Here is a 19,522-nt window from a genome sequence, read left to right on the forward strand (position 1 = left end):
CAAATTGTATGAAATAGATTTATATAATAAGGTGGTTTAATTTCTATGAATTATAATAATATAGACAGTATTTCTAAAAAATCCGTATCAAGTATAGCACATGAAAGTTGGGAAGAAAGCATAAAAAAGATAAGCACCAAAAGTAATGATGATGCTTATCTTTTAACATCCTATCCTGCTCTCTGTTTGTTTTCTATTTCGGTTGCTGACTGGCCAACGTTTCCGCTACGAGCTAGTTTATTCCATCCCACCGTAATACCTTTCAAAGCGAAAAAGATACTTTTACAAACTACGATGGTCATTAAAAGACGATACGCAAAGCGTTGAACAAATAACCATAATAATGGTTTGGTACTTTCTTTCTCAAAACGAAAGGCAATAAATGCCGCCAGTGTATCAAAAGCGAGGAAAAGCAGGTAAAAAAGTAGTGTGTTTCCGATTTCTCCAGTAAAAAGACTCACGATACAGAGCAAATCGATGAAAGGCGATAGCATCTGTACCCCATACTGGAACAACCACATATTTGGAAGTGAAATATAGCCAAGTGTACGTTGTTCTTTGGAGAAAAGAGCTCCACGATGTTTCCATAAGCATTGTAACGTTCCATAAATCCATCTCGTTCTCTGTTTGAGCAAGCTTTTTAGATCCTCTGGAGCTTCTGTATAGGCATATGCCTTGTCTTCGTAATGAACATGGTAGCCTTTACGTAACAGATTTAATGTAATGTCTGTATCCTCTGCTAGCGTGTCGTGTTGGAAATATCCTACTTCCTCTATCGCCGATTTTCTCCAAGCACCAATCGCTCCAGGCACGACAGGAATACAGTTCAATTCATCAAAAGCACGGCGCTCTAAGTTAAAACCTGTTACATATTCTACATGTTGCCAAGTGGTAACGATATTGTTTACATTACCAACCTTTACATTACCCGAAACAGCAGCAACTTCAGGATTTTGAAAATGACGCACTAATAAGTTGATTGTGTTCGTAGCAATAATCGTGTCTGCGTCAATAGAGACAATGAGTTCGCCCATTGCTTCTTGATATCCCAAATTGATGGCGGCTGTTTTCCCCCCATTGGCTTTTGTTATGACATGCACATTGGGGTGTGATCCAAAATGATTCAGAATGACCTGTTCTGTCTGATCTGTCGAACCATCATTTATGATAAGGATTTCTAACTTGGCATAATCACTTTGTAATACCGATTCGATCGTTTTTTTGATTACTTTCTCTTCGTTGTAGGCAGCGATTACGACACTTACCAATGGCTTGTACGAATTGTGATATTGTGTATAGTTTAATTTTCGCCCACGTTTCCGCATGGTTCTTCTCTGCTTATAGGATAAATAGATTAAGAACAGTACTCGGATAAAACCGATTCCAATTGCGGTGTAGAATAGAAACTTCAAACTATCTTGGATAAATTCGATCAGGACACACATAAAGGTTTGAAAAGGTAAAAAGGCTCGATCGGTTACGGTCAGTTTTAGTAGGGACAAATCTCGGGAATGTCCGAGCAACTCTCCCACTGTCACGATCTGATATCCTTTTTGGTGGAGGGTATCAATCAGTATTGGAAGAGCTTTTACCGTGCTCGTCCGATCTCCTCCCGCATCATGTAATAGGATCATATTGCCATTTTCTAATTGCTTTTCCACCATTTTGATCATCTCTTGCGGAGAAGGTTTTTGCCAATCCAGTGTATCGATATTTTCCCCGATCATCGTCAACCCAGATTCTTGAGCTCTTTCAATACTAAGTAGTGCTTTCATCGTAACAGGGTCAGGTGTCGCTTGGTAAGGGGGACGATAGATGTTGGGAGTTCGTTTCGTAATAGCCTGAATCACACGGTTTGTTGCATTTAACTCATAGTGAATGCGCTCTTTGATAGAATCTGCTAAGACCGGATGGAAGAATGTATGGTTCCCGAGTTCATGCCCATCCTCATACATGGTTTTTACTACTCCTGGGTGAAGCAGAGCATTTTGCCCTAGTAAAAAGAAAGTAGCGGGAACTTTTTTCTCACGTAATATCTTTAAAATATCGTTCGTATATTCAGGATCTGGACCATCGTCAAAAGTGAGTACCACTTTTTTCTCATAATTGGCACCGAATTTTTGGACGAGAGGGTACTTCGGATAATTAATATAGTTTCCCTCTTGAATCCAGCCTTTTTGAGATAAACGTAGCTCTCTTTTTCCGGTGTGAGATTTACTAGAAACCCGTAAAATCTCTCCTTTTCCTGTAAAAAGAATCGAATTTGCTTGTAATACTTGAAGCTGCTCTTTTGGATTCGAGGTATTTACTATGTCCCAAATAGCTGGATCTTCTGTTCCTAATCTCCAAACAGCAACTCCCGCAATGGAATTAGCACGAACGGTCCTCAATTGATTGTAAAAAGATAGTGCATCCAAAAACCAAACTTGATGCTCTTCTCCCTCTTTTTGATAGCGAAGGTATCCATTGGAGCTGGTTGAATCCCATTGAACTTTCAACTGATTCTTGTCCGCTAACTGCATCACTTCCCGAAACGAGACGGGAGACACCGTTTCGGTCCCTAAGGTCCAATCATATCCATAGTTTCCAAGGCTCACGATTTGTTTTTCGGCGGGAATAGGAAGTTTGGATAGTGATTGTTCTAACCATGATAAAGAAGAGATGGGGCCTGCTTTGCTATCTGTATGGTGCTGGTCATATGCCATCACGATAAAATAATCAGCATAATCGCCCAATTCTTCATAATCAAACCCTGGGTCATCTAGCGGTATATCTTGTGTTACTTGAAGTCCTGCAGCATGAAATTGCTGATATAGCTCTTTCATAAAAGAGGTGAATAATGGTAGATCGGAACTTTCTATATTTTGAAAATCGATGTTGATACCTTGGTACTTTTGAGCTTTGATATCAGTTAATAGTTGTTGAATGAGACGCGATCGTTTTTCAGGATTTACGAGAATCGTATGTAAAAGGTCTCCACTCCAATTACCTTTGGTATGTTGGAGATTATTGATCATCGGCATAATGTTGATTTTTTTCTCTTTAGCCAGTTTGTCTACCATTGGATCTCGGTTGATAACGAGTGAACCATTTTCATCCAAACCGTACCATTCAGGAATGAGTGTATCCATTGTTTCGAGAGCTTTGGATTGGGTTAGTTGTGTATAGCTATTTTCATCCCATGGTACATAGAAAGCGTAAGTAGGTACCTTTTTATTAGAATACGTTTTTGGATAAACCGTTTTTTTAGGAAGATTCGTAAGAGGTTCTTGGATTGGTTTGATATCTTCCTGGACTTCTGTGATGAGAGGTTCCGCTTTCATCGGTTCATATAAGCTACCGATAAAAAAAGCAGTATTCATCAAGGTGCAAATCAAAATAATAAGAAATGACTTTTTATAAAATTTCCATCGCTTCCCATCATCATAGAAGACAAAGGGCTTTTCTTTTTTATCACCAGAAAGTATTCCATCACGGTAATAAGTAAGGAAAAAGAGATAAGCAATGGGGGTAGTGAGAACATAGATTCCATAGTGAATGGTATTCGGGATCAATTGCTGGAAAAAGTATAGATATACCCATTCACCAGCTACAATCACATAGGAAAGTAGAAAACCAGTAAATAAAGCAAGTAAGTTTAGGCGGAAGAGAAATCCTATCAAAATTAGGATCAATCCAATATAAGGATTTCCTTGAAGGAGCCCAAATGCAAAGCCGACCGTGCTAGCAGTAGCTCGTCGTTTAGTAGTTCCAGTAAAAAACATGGAAAATAGAAAGGAGGCTAGTTGACGTTTCACAATTTTCAGGCCCTCACTTTATTTTGTTGTATTTTGAAATAATAACATGTATGTAAGATATATTTTTAATATTGTATGTATAAATAATAAAGGTTTTATTGCAATAAATTTTTTGTTATTCCTAGTATCAATCAACAAAAAAGATCAGAGCATATTGGCTCTGATCTTTTCGATCTGCTCTTCTTGCATTATAGGAGAGACTGGTTTCTTGCGTTTCCATTTGATTTCGGCAATTACTACACCAATTAGGATCAAGAAGACTCCTACCCAACGAATCCAAGTTACATCTTCGTGAAGAACAAATGCGGAACAAATGATAACGACAGGTAACTCTAAGCTACCTAAGATGGAGGTTAGTCCGGATCCCACATAGCGAACAGCAGTATTAAACATAAAATAAGGGATTGCTACACCGCATATACCGATTGCGAGTCCCCACATCCAGATCGTAGAAGTAAAATCATTTGCTTGAAATGCCTCTATTGGTGGATAAAAAGTCATGATCATTATGAAAGAACCTAGTGTCATCCAAACGGTTTTGGCTCGGACAGTGAGATCATTGGCAACATTACCGCTTACAAAGATCATGGAGGAGTAGGTAAAAGCAGAGCCGAGTCCCAATAATATGCCGGCAATGGAAATTTCTCGTAACTCAGTCCAAGACAGATCTGCTGAGAAAATCGTTCCCACTAAGATAACAGAGACGGATAGAAGTTGATTCCATTTGGGCATCTGTTTTTTGGTCAGCGATTCTAGTAATACTCCGATCCAAGTGAATTGAAATAAGAGAATAATGGCTAGGGAAGCAGGTAGCAACGATAAGGATTGATAGTAAAACACCGAAGTCAGACTAGAGATCACTCCACCAAACATCAAAATCAGTTTGGTCTTGTGGGGAACTTGTACAACGTTGCGCCAATCTTGTAGCCCAACAACCAGCAAGAGGCTCGTACCCACAATAGACTGCATCCCAATTACTAATTCTGCGCTCATACCCACTGCATATGCGATTTTTACAAGTAGACTAACTAACCCAAAAAAAGTTGCTGCGATTAAAACCCAAATGCTTGCTTTGGTTCGATTCATGAGAAACAGTGCCTCCATATCCTAATTTATTTTTAGAATTTACATTTGTTTTCGACAAAAATAAGTTATATTTTTAGAACGACTAGAACAGTATAGCAAGGCGTAATCCCTTTGAATAGCCGGTTTCTCTGCATTATTGAGTTAGTAAGATAAAGAGGAAAAGAGTGATAAAATAGTGGCATTACCGAAATTTTCATTTTTGAGTATGAGAAAGAAACAAAATTCGAATATATTGAGGATTAGAAAGTCTTAACACGAGATAAACGGATTGAAGTAGGTTTAATACCGAAAGCCAAACTCAACCGAAACATAAAATATATAGTGAAGGAGAGAACTATGTTCACATCACAAGAGATGCAATTACTACATGATCTTATAAGTGAGAAGGAAAAGGCAATTAAAGATGGTGTTAGAGAGGCATTAGATCATGATATTGATCTTGCTAGAAAAGGAATTAATGTTTTGTCGGAACTTACTACACTACATAAGAAGGTACAACAACTAAAATATCATTTGGAAAAAGAGGCAGAGGAAAAGAAGACAGGTAACCATATTTCAACGAAGTCTGTTATCAAAAAATAAAATTTAATATGTTAATTACATTGATCACGCCAAACAGCCCTCCTATTTGAAGGGGGCTGTTTGGTATGTTTAACTATTTATTCTATGATTTTGGAACCAAACCACTGCAAAGTCTAGCATTTTCACTATGATAGCTTTTTGTATAAATCAAAGTTAGACATAGGCGCATCTCAAAAGGGGAAAACCTCTGGCTTTAGCTTCATTATGCGATATGCTCTATAAATAAAATTCTGAAGGAAATCTTTTGCTTTCACCTCTGTGGACAGTTTGTGTAAATGCCCAGAAGTCCAGGGTTATCAACCATCTTACTCATTAGAATGAATCAACGCTTTTTTGCATATTTGCATATTCGCGGTAAAGCGTTGTTGACTGTTAGTAAATTACTCTCTATAATGATGTAAATTATGAACGAGATGGGGGTTGGTAGAATGAAAGATTTCTTCAGTAAATTGTTAACTGGAATGAGTATTGGGATCGTCGTTTCCTTAATCCCGAATGCTCTCATAGGGGAAATCCTTAAATTATTGATCCCTCATTTTCCAGTATTACAGCATGTATTCGATATCACGATGTTTGTGATGAGTTTGTTACCTGTAATGATTGGTGTGATGGTCGGGGTTACATTTCAATTATCGCCGATCCAAATAGCAAGTATCGGTATTTCGGCAATGGTCGGTAGTGGTGCTATTCAAAAAACTGCTGAAGGCTTATTTGCACTCAATGGCATTGGAATCGTGATTAATACTGGATTTACAGCTGCATTGACTGTTCTATTCGTTCAATGGATCGGGAATCGATTTAAAGAGTATTCCATTCTTTTGATGCCGACTCTAAGCATTTTAATCCCAGGGATGATTGGCTATTTGACCCTACCATATGTAAAAACTTCTACTGGTATCATAGGTGTTGCTATTGATAATGTGACGACACTACAACCTATTGTAATGGGGGCAATTATTGCAGTTGTTTTCTGTGTCATCATCCTTTCTCCTATCTCAACTGTAGGGGTAGCAACTGTGATCATGCTTTCCGGTGTTGGATCGGGTGCAGCAAATCTAGGAATTGTAGCAGCAGGTGTAGGTTTCGCCTTCGCAAGCTATAAAGCAAACTCGCTTGGAACGGCATTAGCGCATGTAGTAGGTTCTCCCAAAATTCAAATGAGAAACTTCTTTATGAAACCAGTGATCGCTTTTCCTATGTTGATCACTGCCGCGATTCTTGGAGCTTTGGCTGGAGTGTTAAATATTCAAGGTACTCCTTATAGTGCTGGTTTTGGTTTATCGGGTTTTGTTGGACCGCTAAATTATATGAATTTAGTGGAAGGCGGATGGACCACTAAAAATGTTTCCATTATGCTTAGCACTTTCTTTATTTTTCCGATTCTATTAAATCTTGGTCTTATTTATATTTTCTCCAAAAAATTAAAAGTAATAAAAACAGAAGACTATAAATTGAGTTTTGATTAATAGAGCATGTTGCGTAAATTGCCTAAAGCCAGAGGCGCGCCTATGTTTAACTTTGATTTATGCAACAAGCTATAATACTCATAAAGTCTTATGAAAAAGAATGTATGCAAAAAATAGAATGAAGATAGTTTGGATACAAATCACCAAAAGAAACAGACCTCGCTAAAATAGAGAGGTCTGTTTCTTTGTTTAGGTCTTATTTTCAAGACGACTGTGTTTATTCTGTTTTATCATTTCGAAACCACTTCATAGCAAAGTCAACCGCTTGTGGCTGAGAAAAGAACTTGGCCGAAGCGAGTCCTACTTTTCCCATTGATACACAACCAGTCTTTTCAAAATCGCTTCCAATCTGATGAAATAGCTCCACTTCAAATTCAATATTTTGAAAGGTTCTCCATACTCGCTTTTCTCCTTTTTTGATAGGAGATCCTTCTGTAATCAGAAGTTGATTTGGCTTTTCATATTCAGCTAGGTGAAATGAGGTATTTCGATCATAGCCAACACCAAGCAATAGTACGGAACCACCCAATTGATAGATTTTTGCTAGTGGTGATTCTTGTCCTAGACCATTATTTAGTGAATGGTTAGCAGTTACAAACTCTGCTTGTTTGCCCCATGCGGTAAAAGAGCAGGTAGGATGATAGCTTCTCCTCACACTAGGCATCGTTCGGAATAATTCAGGAACTTTTCCTATGCCACGAGTAGGGGTGATGGCAGGATCAAATACTGGCATATAGGCACGTATAGTATCCCACCAATCACTTGGAACCGGTACACTCTGCCACAAGGCGGGATCAGAATAATCACTAGAAAAGGCTGGCATCACAATGGTTCCCTCTGGCGTAATAACCTTCATCAATGCTTGGATCACTGCAACAGGTCCTCCACATACAAATCCAAGAGAGCTAAGGGAGGTATGAACCATGATGGTCATACCACTCTCTAGACCGAGTTGTTCTAAATCATGTGCAATGCTATCTATCGTATTGGGATATGGGGATTGTTGTATAGTGCTGAGTTCGTTCAAAATAGAAACCTCCAGTTATGTAATAAAAAAATATTATACATATCGTTACGACTACTACCCTAGGAATGAAATCATATCTACTACTGCTGAATAGGGGTAAAACCTAATGCTCGAACTGGACCCATCGTGATCACTTTCGAAAGTAAGGAAGCCATATGTTCTGGTGAGAAAATCATATTTTGGTCGAGCCACCAGACAATCATTCCGACGAAAGCGGAGGAGGTAAATTGGATATATATTTCTTTGGGGATCGATAGCTCTTCTTCTGGAATACGGAATTCTAAAATCGCTCGTTGCAATTTTTCTTTCATCACTTGTTGTATTCGAAAATAAAAGTTAGGAACGCCATGTTGTCCTAACATCGCCCGATAAAAGAGGGCGTTTTTTTGTATATGTTGGCAAACGTTCACTATCGTGTTTTGTAGTTTGGATACATTCACTTGCCTTTCTTGATTCAATGACAATTGAACGGTGTCAGATAGCTCTTGTAGAGTCTCCTCACTGATTTTGGCAAGTAAGTTGTGTTTGTCCGTGTAGTGTAAATAAAAAGTAGCGCGATTGATCATAGCATGGTTGGCAATGTGTTGGATTGTGATAGATTCGTATCCTTTTTCTAAGATTAGCTCTAGAAATGCATCCCGAATCATCTTGCGAGTTCGGATAATTCGAAGGTCTGTTTTTTTCGTCATGTTAATAGCTCCTGTCGATTATCTCTCTGTTAATTTACAAATATTCTTCCTTTGTTGGATAAGTGATAATTTATATTTTTTTGCGCATTGAGTATGAAAGAGAGATCTCTATAATGAGATTGTAATCGACAAATGATGAAATAAACAACAAATTGTTTATTTTTTATTGGAGGAACATATTAATGAATGTATTCCGCAAAACATTTCAAAACAAACTGTTCTGGGGTGCTCTAATGGGGATGCTTCTGATTGTAACAATTTTTACGTTTGCATTTATGGGTTCTACTATCAATCCAACACCGAAAAACGTACCAATTGCCTTTGTTACCTTAGATCAAGGAGTAGAGTTACCGAACAAAACAAAGGGGAACTTTGGGAATCAGCTTCAGACGATGCTTTTACAAAATGAGAATCTCCCAGTCAAATGGTCAATAGCCAAGAACAAAGCAGAAGTAATCCAAGGGATGAAGGAACAACGCTACTATGGAGCTATTATCGTAGTAGATGATTTTACTCGTAATATGGCAAGTTTGATTACTAGTACACCACAAAAGCCAAATCTAGAATTGATCATCAATCAAGGAATGAATAATACAGCAGTGACGGCAGTGAATCAGATCTTAGACAGAATCGTGAGCAATGTAAATACACAGATACAAAGTAATAGTTATCAACAGTTAGCAGTTCAAAAAGTATCTCTTACTGTGGAACAGGCACAGATGTTGGCGAATCCACTGGAAGTGAAGACGGAGTTACAGAACGCTGCTGGTGCCTACACAGGTAATGGAAATCTACCCACTCTGTTTACTCAGATACTGTGGATTACAACATTTATTAGTTCCATGATTTGCTTTACCCTAATTCGGAAAGCAACAGAAAGGCGAATTAGCATTGGATCGGTGCTCACTCAGTTGTTAGGTGGAAGTTTATTTGTAGGGGTTATCTCAAGTTTATCGTTACTAATCGCAATGAAAGTGCTAGATGCTGATGTGGCAGATGCTACTATTACTCTAGGTTACCTGTTTTTTACTGGTATAATATTTTTCCTCATCCAGAGCAGTGTTCTAAACTGGTTTGGTTTTGCAGGAGCGCCGCTTATGATCTTGCTTTTCTTCTTCTCTATGCCTGTACTGAGTCTGCCGCCAGAATTTATGCCATCTATTACACGAGATGCTCTGTATGATTGGAATCCTTTAAAATTTGCAGTAGAAGGATTGCGGATCATTTTCTTCTTTGAGTCTTATCAGATACAAGAAGCGATGCAAACGCTGGGGATGATTGGATGCGGGGCAGGATTACTGATGGCACTGTCTCCCTTACGTTTTGATAAGGTATCAAAAGAGAAGCGTATGGAAGCGAATATCAACTAGTTCCACATAAGGTTATAAAGGTTAAATAAAAAAACATCAGTTTTCGACTGATGTTTTTTGTATTCGTATTATTAGTTCGCACTAATGGCTGGGAATAAAAACTTCCAGACACCCTTATCTGTTTTTTGTAGATGAAAGCTAAATTGTGTTTGATCTGGTAATTGGTACTGTACATTGGTTCGTTCTTTTTGGTCACCAGAGGTCAAGATGTTTACCTTCGATATACCAGCAAAAGGAGCTAGAAATGTGTCATACTCAGCAGATTTGGTTTTTTCTTCTGTTTCAAATTGTTCTAGCGTACTTGCAGCTGCTTTCGGGTCTTGATGTAGCGCATACAGAGTAGCATAATCTCTGTCTTTTTTTGCTTGAATATATAATTTGGCAATGCTAACAGGTTCTAATTTTTGTAATGCAGCATCTGATTTGCTTTTTTGGAAACTTTGATATGCCGCTTTTTCCGCAGGTGTCAATATATTCATCTGGACAGATTGCTCGACCGATTGGAAGTTCTCTTCCACTACAGGGGTGGTGAGCACATCTGATTGTTCATTCATTTGCTTCATTTGACTCGTAATCGGCTCTGTTTCCTCTGCACATCCACTAATCATAACAGCAGTAGCTAAGATCATGCTTGCTAGAATAGGTTTCTTCAACTTCGTTCTCTCCTTCATCCAGACCAGACAGCTTGGGTTATATATTGAAATCTTCAAGTTACATTTACAGCCTTTCCTTATGATATAACAGAATTTGACCTTGAAAAGAGTCAAACAGCAATAATTTCAAATTTTTTGTGGTATCTAGTCTGCTGTTTTTTGATACTTTTTCACTAGCTTCTTTTCCTCAGGACTAAAGTGATGCCAGATTTCTTTTGGTACGGGTTGTATCTTGATTAAATTTTGATCCGCTTCCACTTTCGCAAAATAAGGTCCTTGAAATGCATTCGGTTGGAAGATGATCTGCGTACTTGGAAATTCGGGCTTAGGAAATGCATCCACCATAAGGGTAAGTTGATTTTGGTATAACCAGACATAATCTACTGCTGAGAAACGATTGTATCGAAGCATCCAAGCAATAAATTCTGGGTTTTGAGACTTTGCTAACTCCCGTAAAAATTGAATTCGTTCACCACGCTGACCTGAATGGTGAGAGAAAGCATACTCTCTCGATACAAAGTCAAAAATCGGAACAAACATTTGCAACTTATTGTTATCTGTTAAAATGACTTTTCCTTGGACATCGTGTCTTTCTAAGACTGCTACCTCTGTCGGTTTGGAAGCTACGTTTGTTTGATGATAATCAAATGACTCGGTGATTTTGATCGTGTGTTGGCCGAGAGTCAGGAAAGCCATTACCAAGAGACTACCAATCAGAATATTATTTTTACCACGTAAACCAGGCAGAGTCGTAATGTGATAAAGGAGATAACTAAAACCAATCAAAAGTAGGTATTCCAAGAAAACAAACATTTTAAAATGAAGTAATGGCTTATCGATCAAGATACCGATTAAGCTGAGTAGTTCCCATAAGTAACAACTAATAACGAGTAGTAATATCTTTCGCATCCATTCGTTTTTCCTAGAGAAGTAAATTAGGCTCCCCAGTCCAATTAATAGGATGACATTTTGGAAATCCATATTGGTGAAGGTAGGGATTTTTAACATGGAATAGGTTAAATACCGATTCTGCTGAGGTAAAACTCCATACGAAACAAAGTTGCTTAGAAGCGGAATCAAAAAATAAGAACTAGCCAAGAACATGAGGATTAATACTTGAAACGTTTGACGATAAGTCTGCCATACTGCTCGAAATGACTTGTTTTTCCAAACATGGTGGCAGATCTGAAGGAACAGATATACAAAAAGTAAGAAGAACCAGTAATAGTATGTCTGGAATAAAAGAGCGCCTAATACTCCTCCTATTAGCAGAAAATAGATATGTTGCTTACCTATTTTTTCGTATTTATTTTGTGGTTCCACATAGGAAAACCACCAAGGTAGTATACAAGTCATGGTGATGAACTCATACGGTTTCATGTGAAAGGCATGAGGAAAAAAGAGAACTGTCCAAAAGGTCAACAGAAGAGCAAACGTGTGCCCTTTTAATTTAGACCAAATAAAATATAAAAATGGCGTTAGCAGAAGCGCTTCTAAAAACAGACCATATCGAACCATTTTGTAAGCTTCTATGTCCAACAACCATGCTATTTTTCCTAATATGTAGAAGTATAAAGGAGGATAGAAGGCTGATAAGTCTTGATAACTAAAATCTACCCAACTCCAGTAGACTTTGTATTTGGTAATGGATGCTGTAATAAATTCTAGGTCATCTTCTATTCCACCAAAGCCAAAATAGGTGTTCCGATACATAAAGACAGTGAAAAAGGAAATAAAGAAACCTAGAATGAAAATACAAATCCAACTCGCTTGTGCTCCTATAGTTAGTTCATTTTTTGTTATGTAAAACACTACAAGTAATACGAAAGCTAAAAAGAGTAGAGCCGTTTGTGGAATTAGTAAGTTCATCAACTTGCTACTACCGACTGGAAATCTCAATATAGTCATGGATATGGCGACTGTGAAAAGTAAATATATAATGAATGGAACATAAATCTGTTTTCTGTTCATGAAAGAAGTAACCACCTGTTTATAATATTGCAATATAAATTTAGTGAAACGTACATGCTCCCTAGTGTTGTACAGCGATCGAACATTAGTAATTTCAAAATTAATCTATAGATACTAGATACTATACCAAAAATACAGGAAGGGGCAGGAAAACATTTAAATCGTCAGAGGATGTATTCATTTGTGCTTAAATTAGGCACTTTGGTTACAAACTAAGTGGGAGGTGATACAATTGTCTCGTCGAAAAAAAAGAAAATTATTGGTACCCGAAGCGAGAGCGGGTCTTGACCGACTTCAGACAGAAATGATGAACCGAGAACTTGGGATGAATGCAACCAACACAAATGACGTAAAAGTAGAAGTAGCCAACCAACTAGGCATATCTCTGGATTCATACAACCCAGATATCCGTGCAGAAGATGCAGGCAAAATTGGTGGAGCGATGGGTGGGAAATTGGTCAGAGAAATGATTCGCATGTCAATGGAGCGTTTGGCAAAAAAACATTAAGGATAGACTAAGGTTCTGTAAAACAAAGGGAAATATGAAACCATACCTCCGTTCCAACACGAAGTAACAGTATAATGTTGGTAGTATGGAACAAGGGAGGAAAAGACGAAATGGAACGAGTGCTACTGCTTTCGATGGGCTTTGGCAGTGGACACAATGCAGCTGCAAAAGCGTTGCAGCTACAATTTGATACACAGCCAGACGTGGAAGTAGTGATGGTAGATTTGCTGGATTTTATCCCGAAGTCTTTCCATCCTCTCCTCCAATCTGGTTATCATCGGATGCTAACGAAGTTTCCACTTTTCTACCATTATCTATATGACTGGACTTATCAATCTAGCGTAATCCGTTATGTATCTAGTGAGTTAATTGAAAAAGTAGGTTGGACGATTCGGCGACGATTTAATCAGATGCTAAAGGAATTTCATCCTACCAGAATTGTGACAACTCACCCGTTTGGTTTGTTACTGTTGCCAAGTAGATGGTGTAGAATACCGACGGTGGGAGTAGTTACAGATTATGAACTCCATCCGATCTGGATGGGGAGATTACCAGATGTTCTTTGTGTTCCTAAAAAGCTGGCAGATCGTAAAAAGCTAGATCGACTACATTTTCAGGTTGGTACGAGGGTTGTAGAAACGGGACTTCCAATTCATAAGAAATATTATGAGGAGACTTCTACTCGAATCGCGAGGGTAAAGTTAGGACTACCGGTAGATCGACCTGTGATCTTAGTAATGGGTGGTGGAGATGGCCATGGTCCTATTCCAGCCCTTGTAGAACAACTGCAAAAGATGCCGCAATTTCAATTTGTAATCTTTACAGGTTCCAACGATTGTTTACGAGAAGAGTTGATTCAAGAGAATTGGGGAGAACATATCCGTATTGAGGGATTTCGTACCGATCTGCATGATTGGATGTCTGCGGCAGATCTTCTCATTACCAAACCGGGTGGGGTAACTATCTCTGAAGCGATTGCAAAAAAATTACCGATGCTGTTATTTGAGGCTATTCCTGGACAAGAGGAGGCGAACAAACAGTATCTCCTGTATCACCGTGTTGCCTATGAACTACAATGGAATCGAATTCCAAATCAGATAGAGCAGTTATTTTCATCGCGTTTATCAATAGAACAGATGAACCGTTCGTTTGACCAGATATCGCCTCATCATGCTGCAAAACTCATCATGCAAGAGACCTTACAATTGTCCAAGCCAGAGGTTTTTCGTTATTTGACTTAACAGTTCAGTGGGTTCACGATGACAAAGACAGATGAGTAGGTGAAAGAAAATGAAGTTAGTCAGTTATGTAACGATGGAAGATGATTTATTTATTCAATCTACTGAAGCAACACCTCGTCTCGGTTTTTTAATACAGGACAAAGTGGTTGATGTAGAACTTGCCCATGAATGGATTTGTTATACACAAGGGAGAGAGGCTGGCGAGCGAATCTCCCTAGATATGATGACATTGCTTGAACGTGGTGAGAATGAATGGCGCTTTCTACGAGAGTTAGGAAAGCATCTAGAAAATGAAAACTTAAATCAACTGCAATTTGCTGGGGAAGATCTTGCACTAAATCGTTCAGACGTAAAGCTCCTTTCTCCCATTCCAGAACCCAGGAGCTTCCGAGATTTCTATGCATTTGAAGATCATGTGCGAACCGCTCGAGCGAATAGAGGATTAGATATGGTGCCAGAATGGTACCACTTCCCTGTATTTTATTTTTCGAATCATCGCTCTTTTCGGGGAGATCAGGAAGAAATTCCGAAACCAACTTACAGTCAAGCGCTGGATTTTGAGCTAGAAGTGGGTTGTATTATTGGGAAAAGAGGTAAAAATATATCGGTAGAAGAGGCACACCAATATATTTTTGGATTCGCCATTCTTAATGATTGGAGTATCCGAGACATTCAGATGCAAGAGGTAAAAGTAGGATTAGGACCAGCCAAAGCCAAAGATTTTGCTACGTCTATGGGCCCTGCTATTGTCACTTTAGATGAGTTAGAGGATTGTAGACAAGGGGATCATTGGCGATTAGAGATGAAAGCATACGTTAATGAGATACCACTTTCTCAGGGTAACCTTGGTGATCTACACTTTTCGTTTGCTCAGATGATTGCCCGTGCTTCAGAGAACTGTGAATTAGTTCCAGGAGATGTGATCGGATCGGGAACAGTAGGATCAGGTTGTATTTTGGAGTTGGGTCCAAAGGTACACCGCTTTTTGGAACCTGGTGATATAGTACGACTAGAGGTAGAGCGTTTGGGGCAATTGACCAATACCATAAAATGATATGGTGGTTGTTGTTTGGTTTACACAACAACGTGGTAAATAGAAGAAGGACTTTTTTATTTAGAAGCCCAAAGTTAACATTTGGATAACGGAGAAAATATTGATCTATGGAGCGACTTTGTCGAAAGCAACCGGAGCGAGTGTATCGATAAAGTGGATTTTGATTCTTGGTTTTGAATGACTTTTAGACATAGGAGGGTGTTTTCTTGGCAAATCACATAGCAGATAAAACAAAATTAAATAACGGAGTCGAGATGCCTTGGTTGGGACTTGGTGTCTGGAAAATGGATTCCGGACAAGAGGTAGAAGCTTCTGTACGTGATGCGATTGAAGCTGGTTATCGTCATATTGACACGGCTGCCATCTACAAGAATGAAGAAGGGGTAGGCCGTGCCATTAAGGATGCTGGTATCGGAAGAGAAGAACTTTTTGTCACCACCAAAGTATGGAATGATGACTTCGGCTACGAAACCACCCTTCGTGCTTTTGAGGAGAGTCGGAAAAAGTTAGGACTTGATTATCTTGATCTCTATCTAGTACATTGGCCTGTCACGGGAAAATATCTCGAAACGTATCGTGCGTTAGAAAAATTGTATCAAGATGGCTATGTACGCTCCATCGGGGTTAGTAATTTTCACATTCATCATCTTGAAGATCTAAAACAACACTTTGAGACGACTCCTGTGGTAAACCAAGTGGAATACCATCCGCGTCTTACTCAAAAACCTCTACATACGTATTGTCGTGAACATGGAATCCAACTGGAGGCTTGGAGTCCGCTGATGCAAGGGAAAATCTTAGATGAGCCAACGATCTCTGCAATTGCAGAAAAGTATGGGAAGAACCCAGCTCAAATAGTATTGCGTTGGGATCTGCAAAATGAAGTTGTTACCATCCCTAAATCATCACGTAAAGAACGTATTATCTCCAATGCAGATCTATTTGATTTTGAATTGACAGCAGAGGAAGTAGCGCAAATCGATGCATTGAACCAAGATCAACGTGTCGGCCGTGATCCAGATACTTTCTAGAACGTATCTGGATTCAGGAGTAACTTTGTCACTAACATAGGCGATTCGAATCAAGATCATATTGATGATAGCTCGCAAAAATGAAATGATTGGTATGATATACGAAAAAGTGTAGAATCTCTAAGAGGAGAGAATCTACACTTTTTTGTGTGGATGATAGAACGAAATGAAAATGAGGATATCCAGTTGAATAAATCGAAAGCAAAAAAGGGTTTTTCCCAAAAACGAAGTGATCGAAATATCGCTAGTTCATCAGCTACATCGAAAGTAGTTCAAGATTCGAATAGCAGAAATAAAACTCGTTCCCACAAAACTAGTAAACAAGGTCAAGGACTTACTCCAGGAGATACATTCACGATCCTAATTCGTCGTCTCGGGATCAATGGGGAGGGTGTTGGAAACTATCAACGCAAAGTGGTCTTTGTCGAGTATGGAATTCCAGGTGAGGAGATCACGGTGAAAGTGGTAGAAGTCGCACAAAATTATATCAAAGCGACTCCGGTTCGTTGGAAAAAACGTTCCCCTTATCGGGTAGAAGCCCCTTGTCCAGTGTTTGGTGAATGTGGTGGTTGCCAGATCCAGCATATCCACCCACGATTCCAAGCACGGCTTAAGCGAGAATTAGTAGAAGATGCTTTTCGTCGCTATACCAATCTAAAAGAAGTGCCACTAGAGAAGACAGTACGGATGCAAGAACCGTGGTTTTATCGGAACAAAGCGCAATTTCCGCTAGTCCAAAAAGGAGAGAAAGTGTTGACAGGACTCTACTCTCCTTCTTCTCATCGTTTGATTGATTTATCAGAATGTCCGATTCAACACCCTCTGTTAAATGAGATTTTGGAGAAGGCTCGTCATATCCTACAAGAACTAAAAGTCTCCATCTACGATGAGAAGAAACATCGTGGTCTCATTCGTTATCTGATCGTTCGGATTGCCTTCCAGACAAAGGAAGCGCAGATCGTTCTTGTTACCAGTAAAAATGAATTCCCAGAAGTACACGATTGGGTGCGAGAAGTGACGAAGCGTATTCCAGAAGTAGTAAGTCTGATGCAAAATGTCAATCCAGACAAGACATCTCTTATCTTTGGAGAGAAAACGAAGCGACTTTGGGGAGAACGAGAAATTGTAGAGAAGTTAGGACATCTAGAATATGGCCTCTCTGCACGTGCATTCTTTCAATTGAACCCAGAGCAAACAATTCGATTATACGAACTGGTAGAAGAAGCAGCTGCTCTCACTGGAACGGAGCGAGTAGTAGATGCCTACTGTGGTGTGGGAACGATTGGTTTGTGGTTGGCAAATCGCGCCAAAGAAGTGATTGGTATGGATACCATCGTAGAAGCGATTGAGGATGCCAAGCGTAATGCCGAGCGAAATGGGATCACCAATGTTCGTTATGAGGCAGGAGCAGCAGAAGAGTTATTGCCTCAGTGGATCAAGGAAGGATTGCGACCAGATGTGGTGATAGCAGATCCACCTCGTGTAGGATTGGGTGAACCATTCTTGCGGGCATTAATAGAGAATCCAGTTAAACGACTTGTCTATGTTTCCTGTAATCCATCGACACTAGCCAAAGATGCAGATCAGCTTCTTCAAGCAGGTTACCAATTAACGAAAGTGACTCCGGTTGATATGTTTCCACAGACATCGCATGTAGAATCGATTGCTACTTTTGTGAGAAAAGACAAATAAAAGATGTATTAATGAGTCAAGAGCCTTTCCATTAGGAGAGGCTCTTAATGAAAGGGATTCAATAAAGGAGTCTGTAACGTACCATAAGGGAAGGTTTTCAAGGTATTCATTTTATTGTTGGTAGAATAGAGAAGAGAGTTGTGGTGAAGTTATGATCTTAGTAAGTTCTTGTCTAGCTGGCTTTGAGGTAAGGTATAACGGATCACATTGTTTAGATAATAGTGTGCAATCTTTGATAAAAAGTGGACAAGCAATAGCTATTTGTCCTGAATTAATGGGAGGGTTTTCTACTCCAAGAGAACCTGCTGAAATAGTGGGGGGAACTGGGGAGGATGTTCTCAAAGGAACAGCAAAAGTACTGGAGAAGTCAGGTAGGGATGTAACAGATCTCTATTTAAAAGGTGCTTATGAGACACTAAAAAAAGCCAAAGAAGTAAATGCGACGATAGTTGTCTTAAAAGAATATAGTCCCTCTTGCGGAAGTAAAGTGATTTATAATGGGGAATTCAAGAATGAAAAGATGGCTGGCAATGGTGTAACGACTGCTTTGCTCTTAAAAAACCATATTAGAGTTATATCAGAAGAAAATCTTCCTAATATACTTCCTGAGATATAGTAAAAGATTTAAATAACTAGGGTTCTTTAGTTATAAAACAAAAAATATTAATATCGCATTACAATTACTTGTATTCACAGTAATCACCTTCTATTACCATGTTTGATTGGTCGCTACTTTTGTGAGAAAAGATCAGGTATAGCTTGGTCTTTTTTTGTGAAATTTTCATCTGAATAAGAACTAACGTTCTTGTTGTTGCTCGGTTTTTCGAGTAAACTAAAAAATAGAAATCAAGGAGGCTTGTCATGAAGAAAGAGCGTTTTTGTGTTCCTGTCACCATCCATGTATTTTTCCGAAAAGGGGATCAAATCCTTTTATTGAGACGTTTTCAGACAGGCTATCAAGATGGGAATTATAGTGTGGTAGCTGGTCATTTGGATGGGGATGAAACGGTGATCCAAGCAGCGATTCGAGAGGCAAAAGAAGAGGCAGGGGTAGATATAGAGGAAACAGATGTACATATGGTTGGGGTAATGCATCGTCGCTCTGATTCCGAGCGGATTGACTTTTTTGCTGAGATCACCAAGTGGTCAGGCGAGATTGAAAATCGAGAACCGAATAAATGCGATGATCTCCGCTTTTTCCCTGTTGAGGAGCTTCCGGTGAACACAATACCATACGTACGTCAAGCAATCTCGAACTATCTCCAAAACAAATGGTTTGATCTGGCGGAATGGTAGACCTTAACTTCTTCTAAACTCTACAATGAGCCCGTTTCAGTAGAAGATTCTTAGGGTAA

16 protein-coding genes are annotated in these 19,522 nt (G+C 39.1%); 10 read left to right on the plus strand and 6 right to left on the minus strand.

What is annotated here, in order from left to right; translation table 11 throughout:
- Positions 1 to 170 precede the first annotated feature (170 nt).
- Together VJ09_RS13235 and VJ09_RS13240 are read right to left on the minus strand one after the other, a co-directional pair.
- The gene (locus VJ09_RS13235) at positions 171 to 3,797 is read right to left on the minus strand and encodes a trifunctional glycoside hydrolase family 18/polysaccharide deacetylase/glycosyltransferase family 2 protein (protein ID WP_052807395.1); all 3,627 of its coding nucleotides are present in this window, start codon (positions 3,795 to 3,797) and stop codon (positions 171 to 173) included.
- 144 nt (positions 3,798 to 3,941) lie between these two features.
- Positions 3,942 to 4,883 (minus strand): EamA family transporter, encoded by a 942-nt coding sequence (locus VJ09_RS13240; protein WP_052807396.1) that lies wholly within the window; start codon positions 4,881 to 4,883, stop codon positions 3,942 to 3,944.
- Between the two features lie 336 nt (positions 4,884 to 5,219).
- Here VJ09_RS13240 and VJ09_RS13245 point away from each other — a divergent pair, with 336 nt between their 5' ends.
- Both VJ09_RS13245 and VJ09_RS13250 read left to right on the plus strand, forming a co-directional pair.
- Entirely contained in the window at positions 5,220 to 5,465 is a 246-nt protein-coding gene (locus tag VJ09_RS13245) for a hypothetical protein (protein WP_044642153.1), read from the plus strand.
- 428 nt (positions 5,466 to 5,893) lie between these two features.
- The gene (locus VJ09_RS13250) at positions 5,894 to 6,931 is read left to right on the plus strand and encodes a PTS sugar transporter subunit IIC (RefSeq protein ID WP_044642154.1); all 1,038 of its coding nucleotides are present in this window, start codon (positions 5,894 to 5,896) and stop codon (positions 6,929 to 6,931) included.
- A gap of 217 nt (positions 6,932 to 7,148) precedes the next feature.
- On the opposite strand, the gene VJ09_RS13255 is transcribed toward VJ09_RS13250, so the two are convergent.
- Positions 7,149 to 7,958, minus strand: coding sequence for an AAC(3) family N-acetyltransferase (locus VJ09_RS13255; protein WP_044642155.1), 810 nt, complete (start codon positions 7,956 to 7,958; stop codon positions 7,149 to 7,151).
- An 80-nt stretch (positions 7,959 to 8,038) separates the two neighbouring features.
- Positions 8,039 to 8,647, minus strand: coding sequence for a TetR/AcrR family transcriptional regulator (locus VJ09_RS13260; protein WP_044642156.1), 609 nt, complete (start codon positions 8,645 to 8,647; stop codon positions 8,039 to 8,041).
- 182 nt (positions 8,648 to 8,829) lie between these two features.
- On the opposite strand from VJ09_RS13260, the gene VJ09_RS13265 reads away from it, so the two are divergent.
- On the plus strand, positions 8,830 to 10,017 hold the full coding sequence (locus tag VJ09_RS13265; RefSeq protein WP_044642157.1) for a YhgE/Pip domain-containing protein: 1,188 nt from the start codon (positions 8,830 to 8,832) through the stop codon (positions 10,015 to 10,017).
- 71 nt (positions 10,018 to 10,088) lie between these two features.
- Here the strand turns inward: VJ09_RS13265 and VJ09_RS13270 are convergent, their stop codons facing one another.
- Positions 10,089 to 10,670 carry a hypothetical protein gene (locus VJ09_RS13270; protein ID WP_044642158.1) on the minus strand — a complete coding sequence of 194 codons (582 nt, stop codon included), beginning with the start codon at positions 10,668 to 10,670 and terminating at the stop codon, positions 10,089 to 10,091.
- Between the two features lie 144 nt (positions 10,671 to 10,814).
- Positions 10,815 to 12,641 carry an arabinofuranosyltransferase gene (locus VJ09_RS13275; RefSeq protein WP_044642159.1) on the minus strand — a complete coding sequence of 609 codons (1,827 nt, stop codon included), beginning with the start codon at positions 12,639 to 12,641 and terminating at the stop codon, positions 10,815 to 10,817.
- Positions 12,642 to 12,873: 232 nt separating this feature from the next.
- Here VJ09_RS13275 and VJ09_RS13280 point away from each other — a divergent pair, with 232 nt between their 5' ends.
- The 7 genes from VJ09_RS13280 to VJ09_RS13310 all read left to right on the plus strand — a co-directional run bounded on the left by VJ09_RS13280 (position 12,874) and on the right by VJ09_RS13310 (position 19,463).
- A complete protein-coding gene (locus VJ09_RS13280; protein ID WP_044642160.1) occupies positions 12,874 to 13,149 on the plus strand; it encodes an alpha/beta-type small acid-soluble spore protein in 276 nt (91 codons plus the stop codon).
- Between the two features lie 110 nt (positions 13,150 to 13,259).
- Positions 13,260 to 14,390, plus strand: a complete 1,131-nt coding sequence (locus VJ09_RS13285) for an MGDG synthase family glycosyltransferase (protein ID WP_044642161.1) — start codon at positions 13,260 to 13,262, stop codon at positions 14,388 to 14,390.
- Between the two features lie 49 nt (positions 14,391 to 14,439).
- Positions 14,440 to 15,444, plus strand: a complete 1,005-nt coding sequence (locus tag VJ09_RS13290; RefSeq protein WP_052807397.1) for a fumarylacetoacetate hydrolase family protein — start codon at positions 14,440 to 14,442, stop codon at positions 15,442 to 15,444.
- 254 nt (positions 15,445 to 15,698) lie between these two features.
- Positions 15,699 to 16,475: an aldo/keto reductase gene (locus VJ09_RS13295; RefSeq protein WP_044642894.1), complete on the plus strand. Its 777-nt coding sequence runs from the start codon at positions 15,699 to 15,701 to the stop codon at positions 16,473 to 16,475.
- A 153-nt stretch (positions 16,476 to 16,628) separates the two neighbouring features.
- The gene (rlmD, locus tag VJ09_RS13300) at positions 16,629 to 18,167 is read left to right on the plus strand and encodes a 23S rRNA (uracil(1939)-C(5))-methyltransferase RlmD (RefSeq protein ID WP_082050641.1); all 1,539 of its coding nucleotides are present in this window, start codon (positions 16,629 to 16,631) and stop codon (positions 18,165 to 18,167) included.
- A gap of 151 nt (positions 18,168 to 18,318) precedes the next feature.
- Entirely contained in the window at positions 18,319 to 18,783 is a 465-nt protein-coding gene (locus VJ09_RS13305; protein ID WP_044642162.1) for a 2-thiouracil desulfurase family protein, read from the plus strand.
- 245 nt (positions 18,784 to 19,028) lie between these two features.
- Positions 19,029 to 19,463 carry an NUDIX hydrolase gene (locus VJ09_RS13310; RefSeq protein ID WP_044642163.1) on the plus strand — a complete coding sequence of 145 codons (435 nt, stop codon included), beginning with the start codon at positions 19,029 to 19,031 and terminating at the stop codon, positions 19,461 to 19,463.
- Positions 19,464 to 19,522 lie beyond the last annotated feature (59 nt).

The sequence above is a fragment of the Risungbinella massiliensis genome (assembly GCF_000942395.1).
Lineage (GTDB): Bacteria > Bacillota > Bacilli > Thermoactinomycetales > Thermoactinomycetaceae > Risungbinella > Risungbinella massiliensis.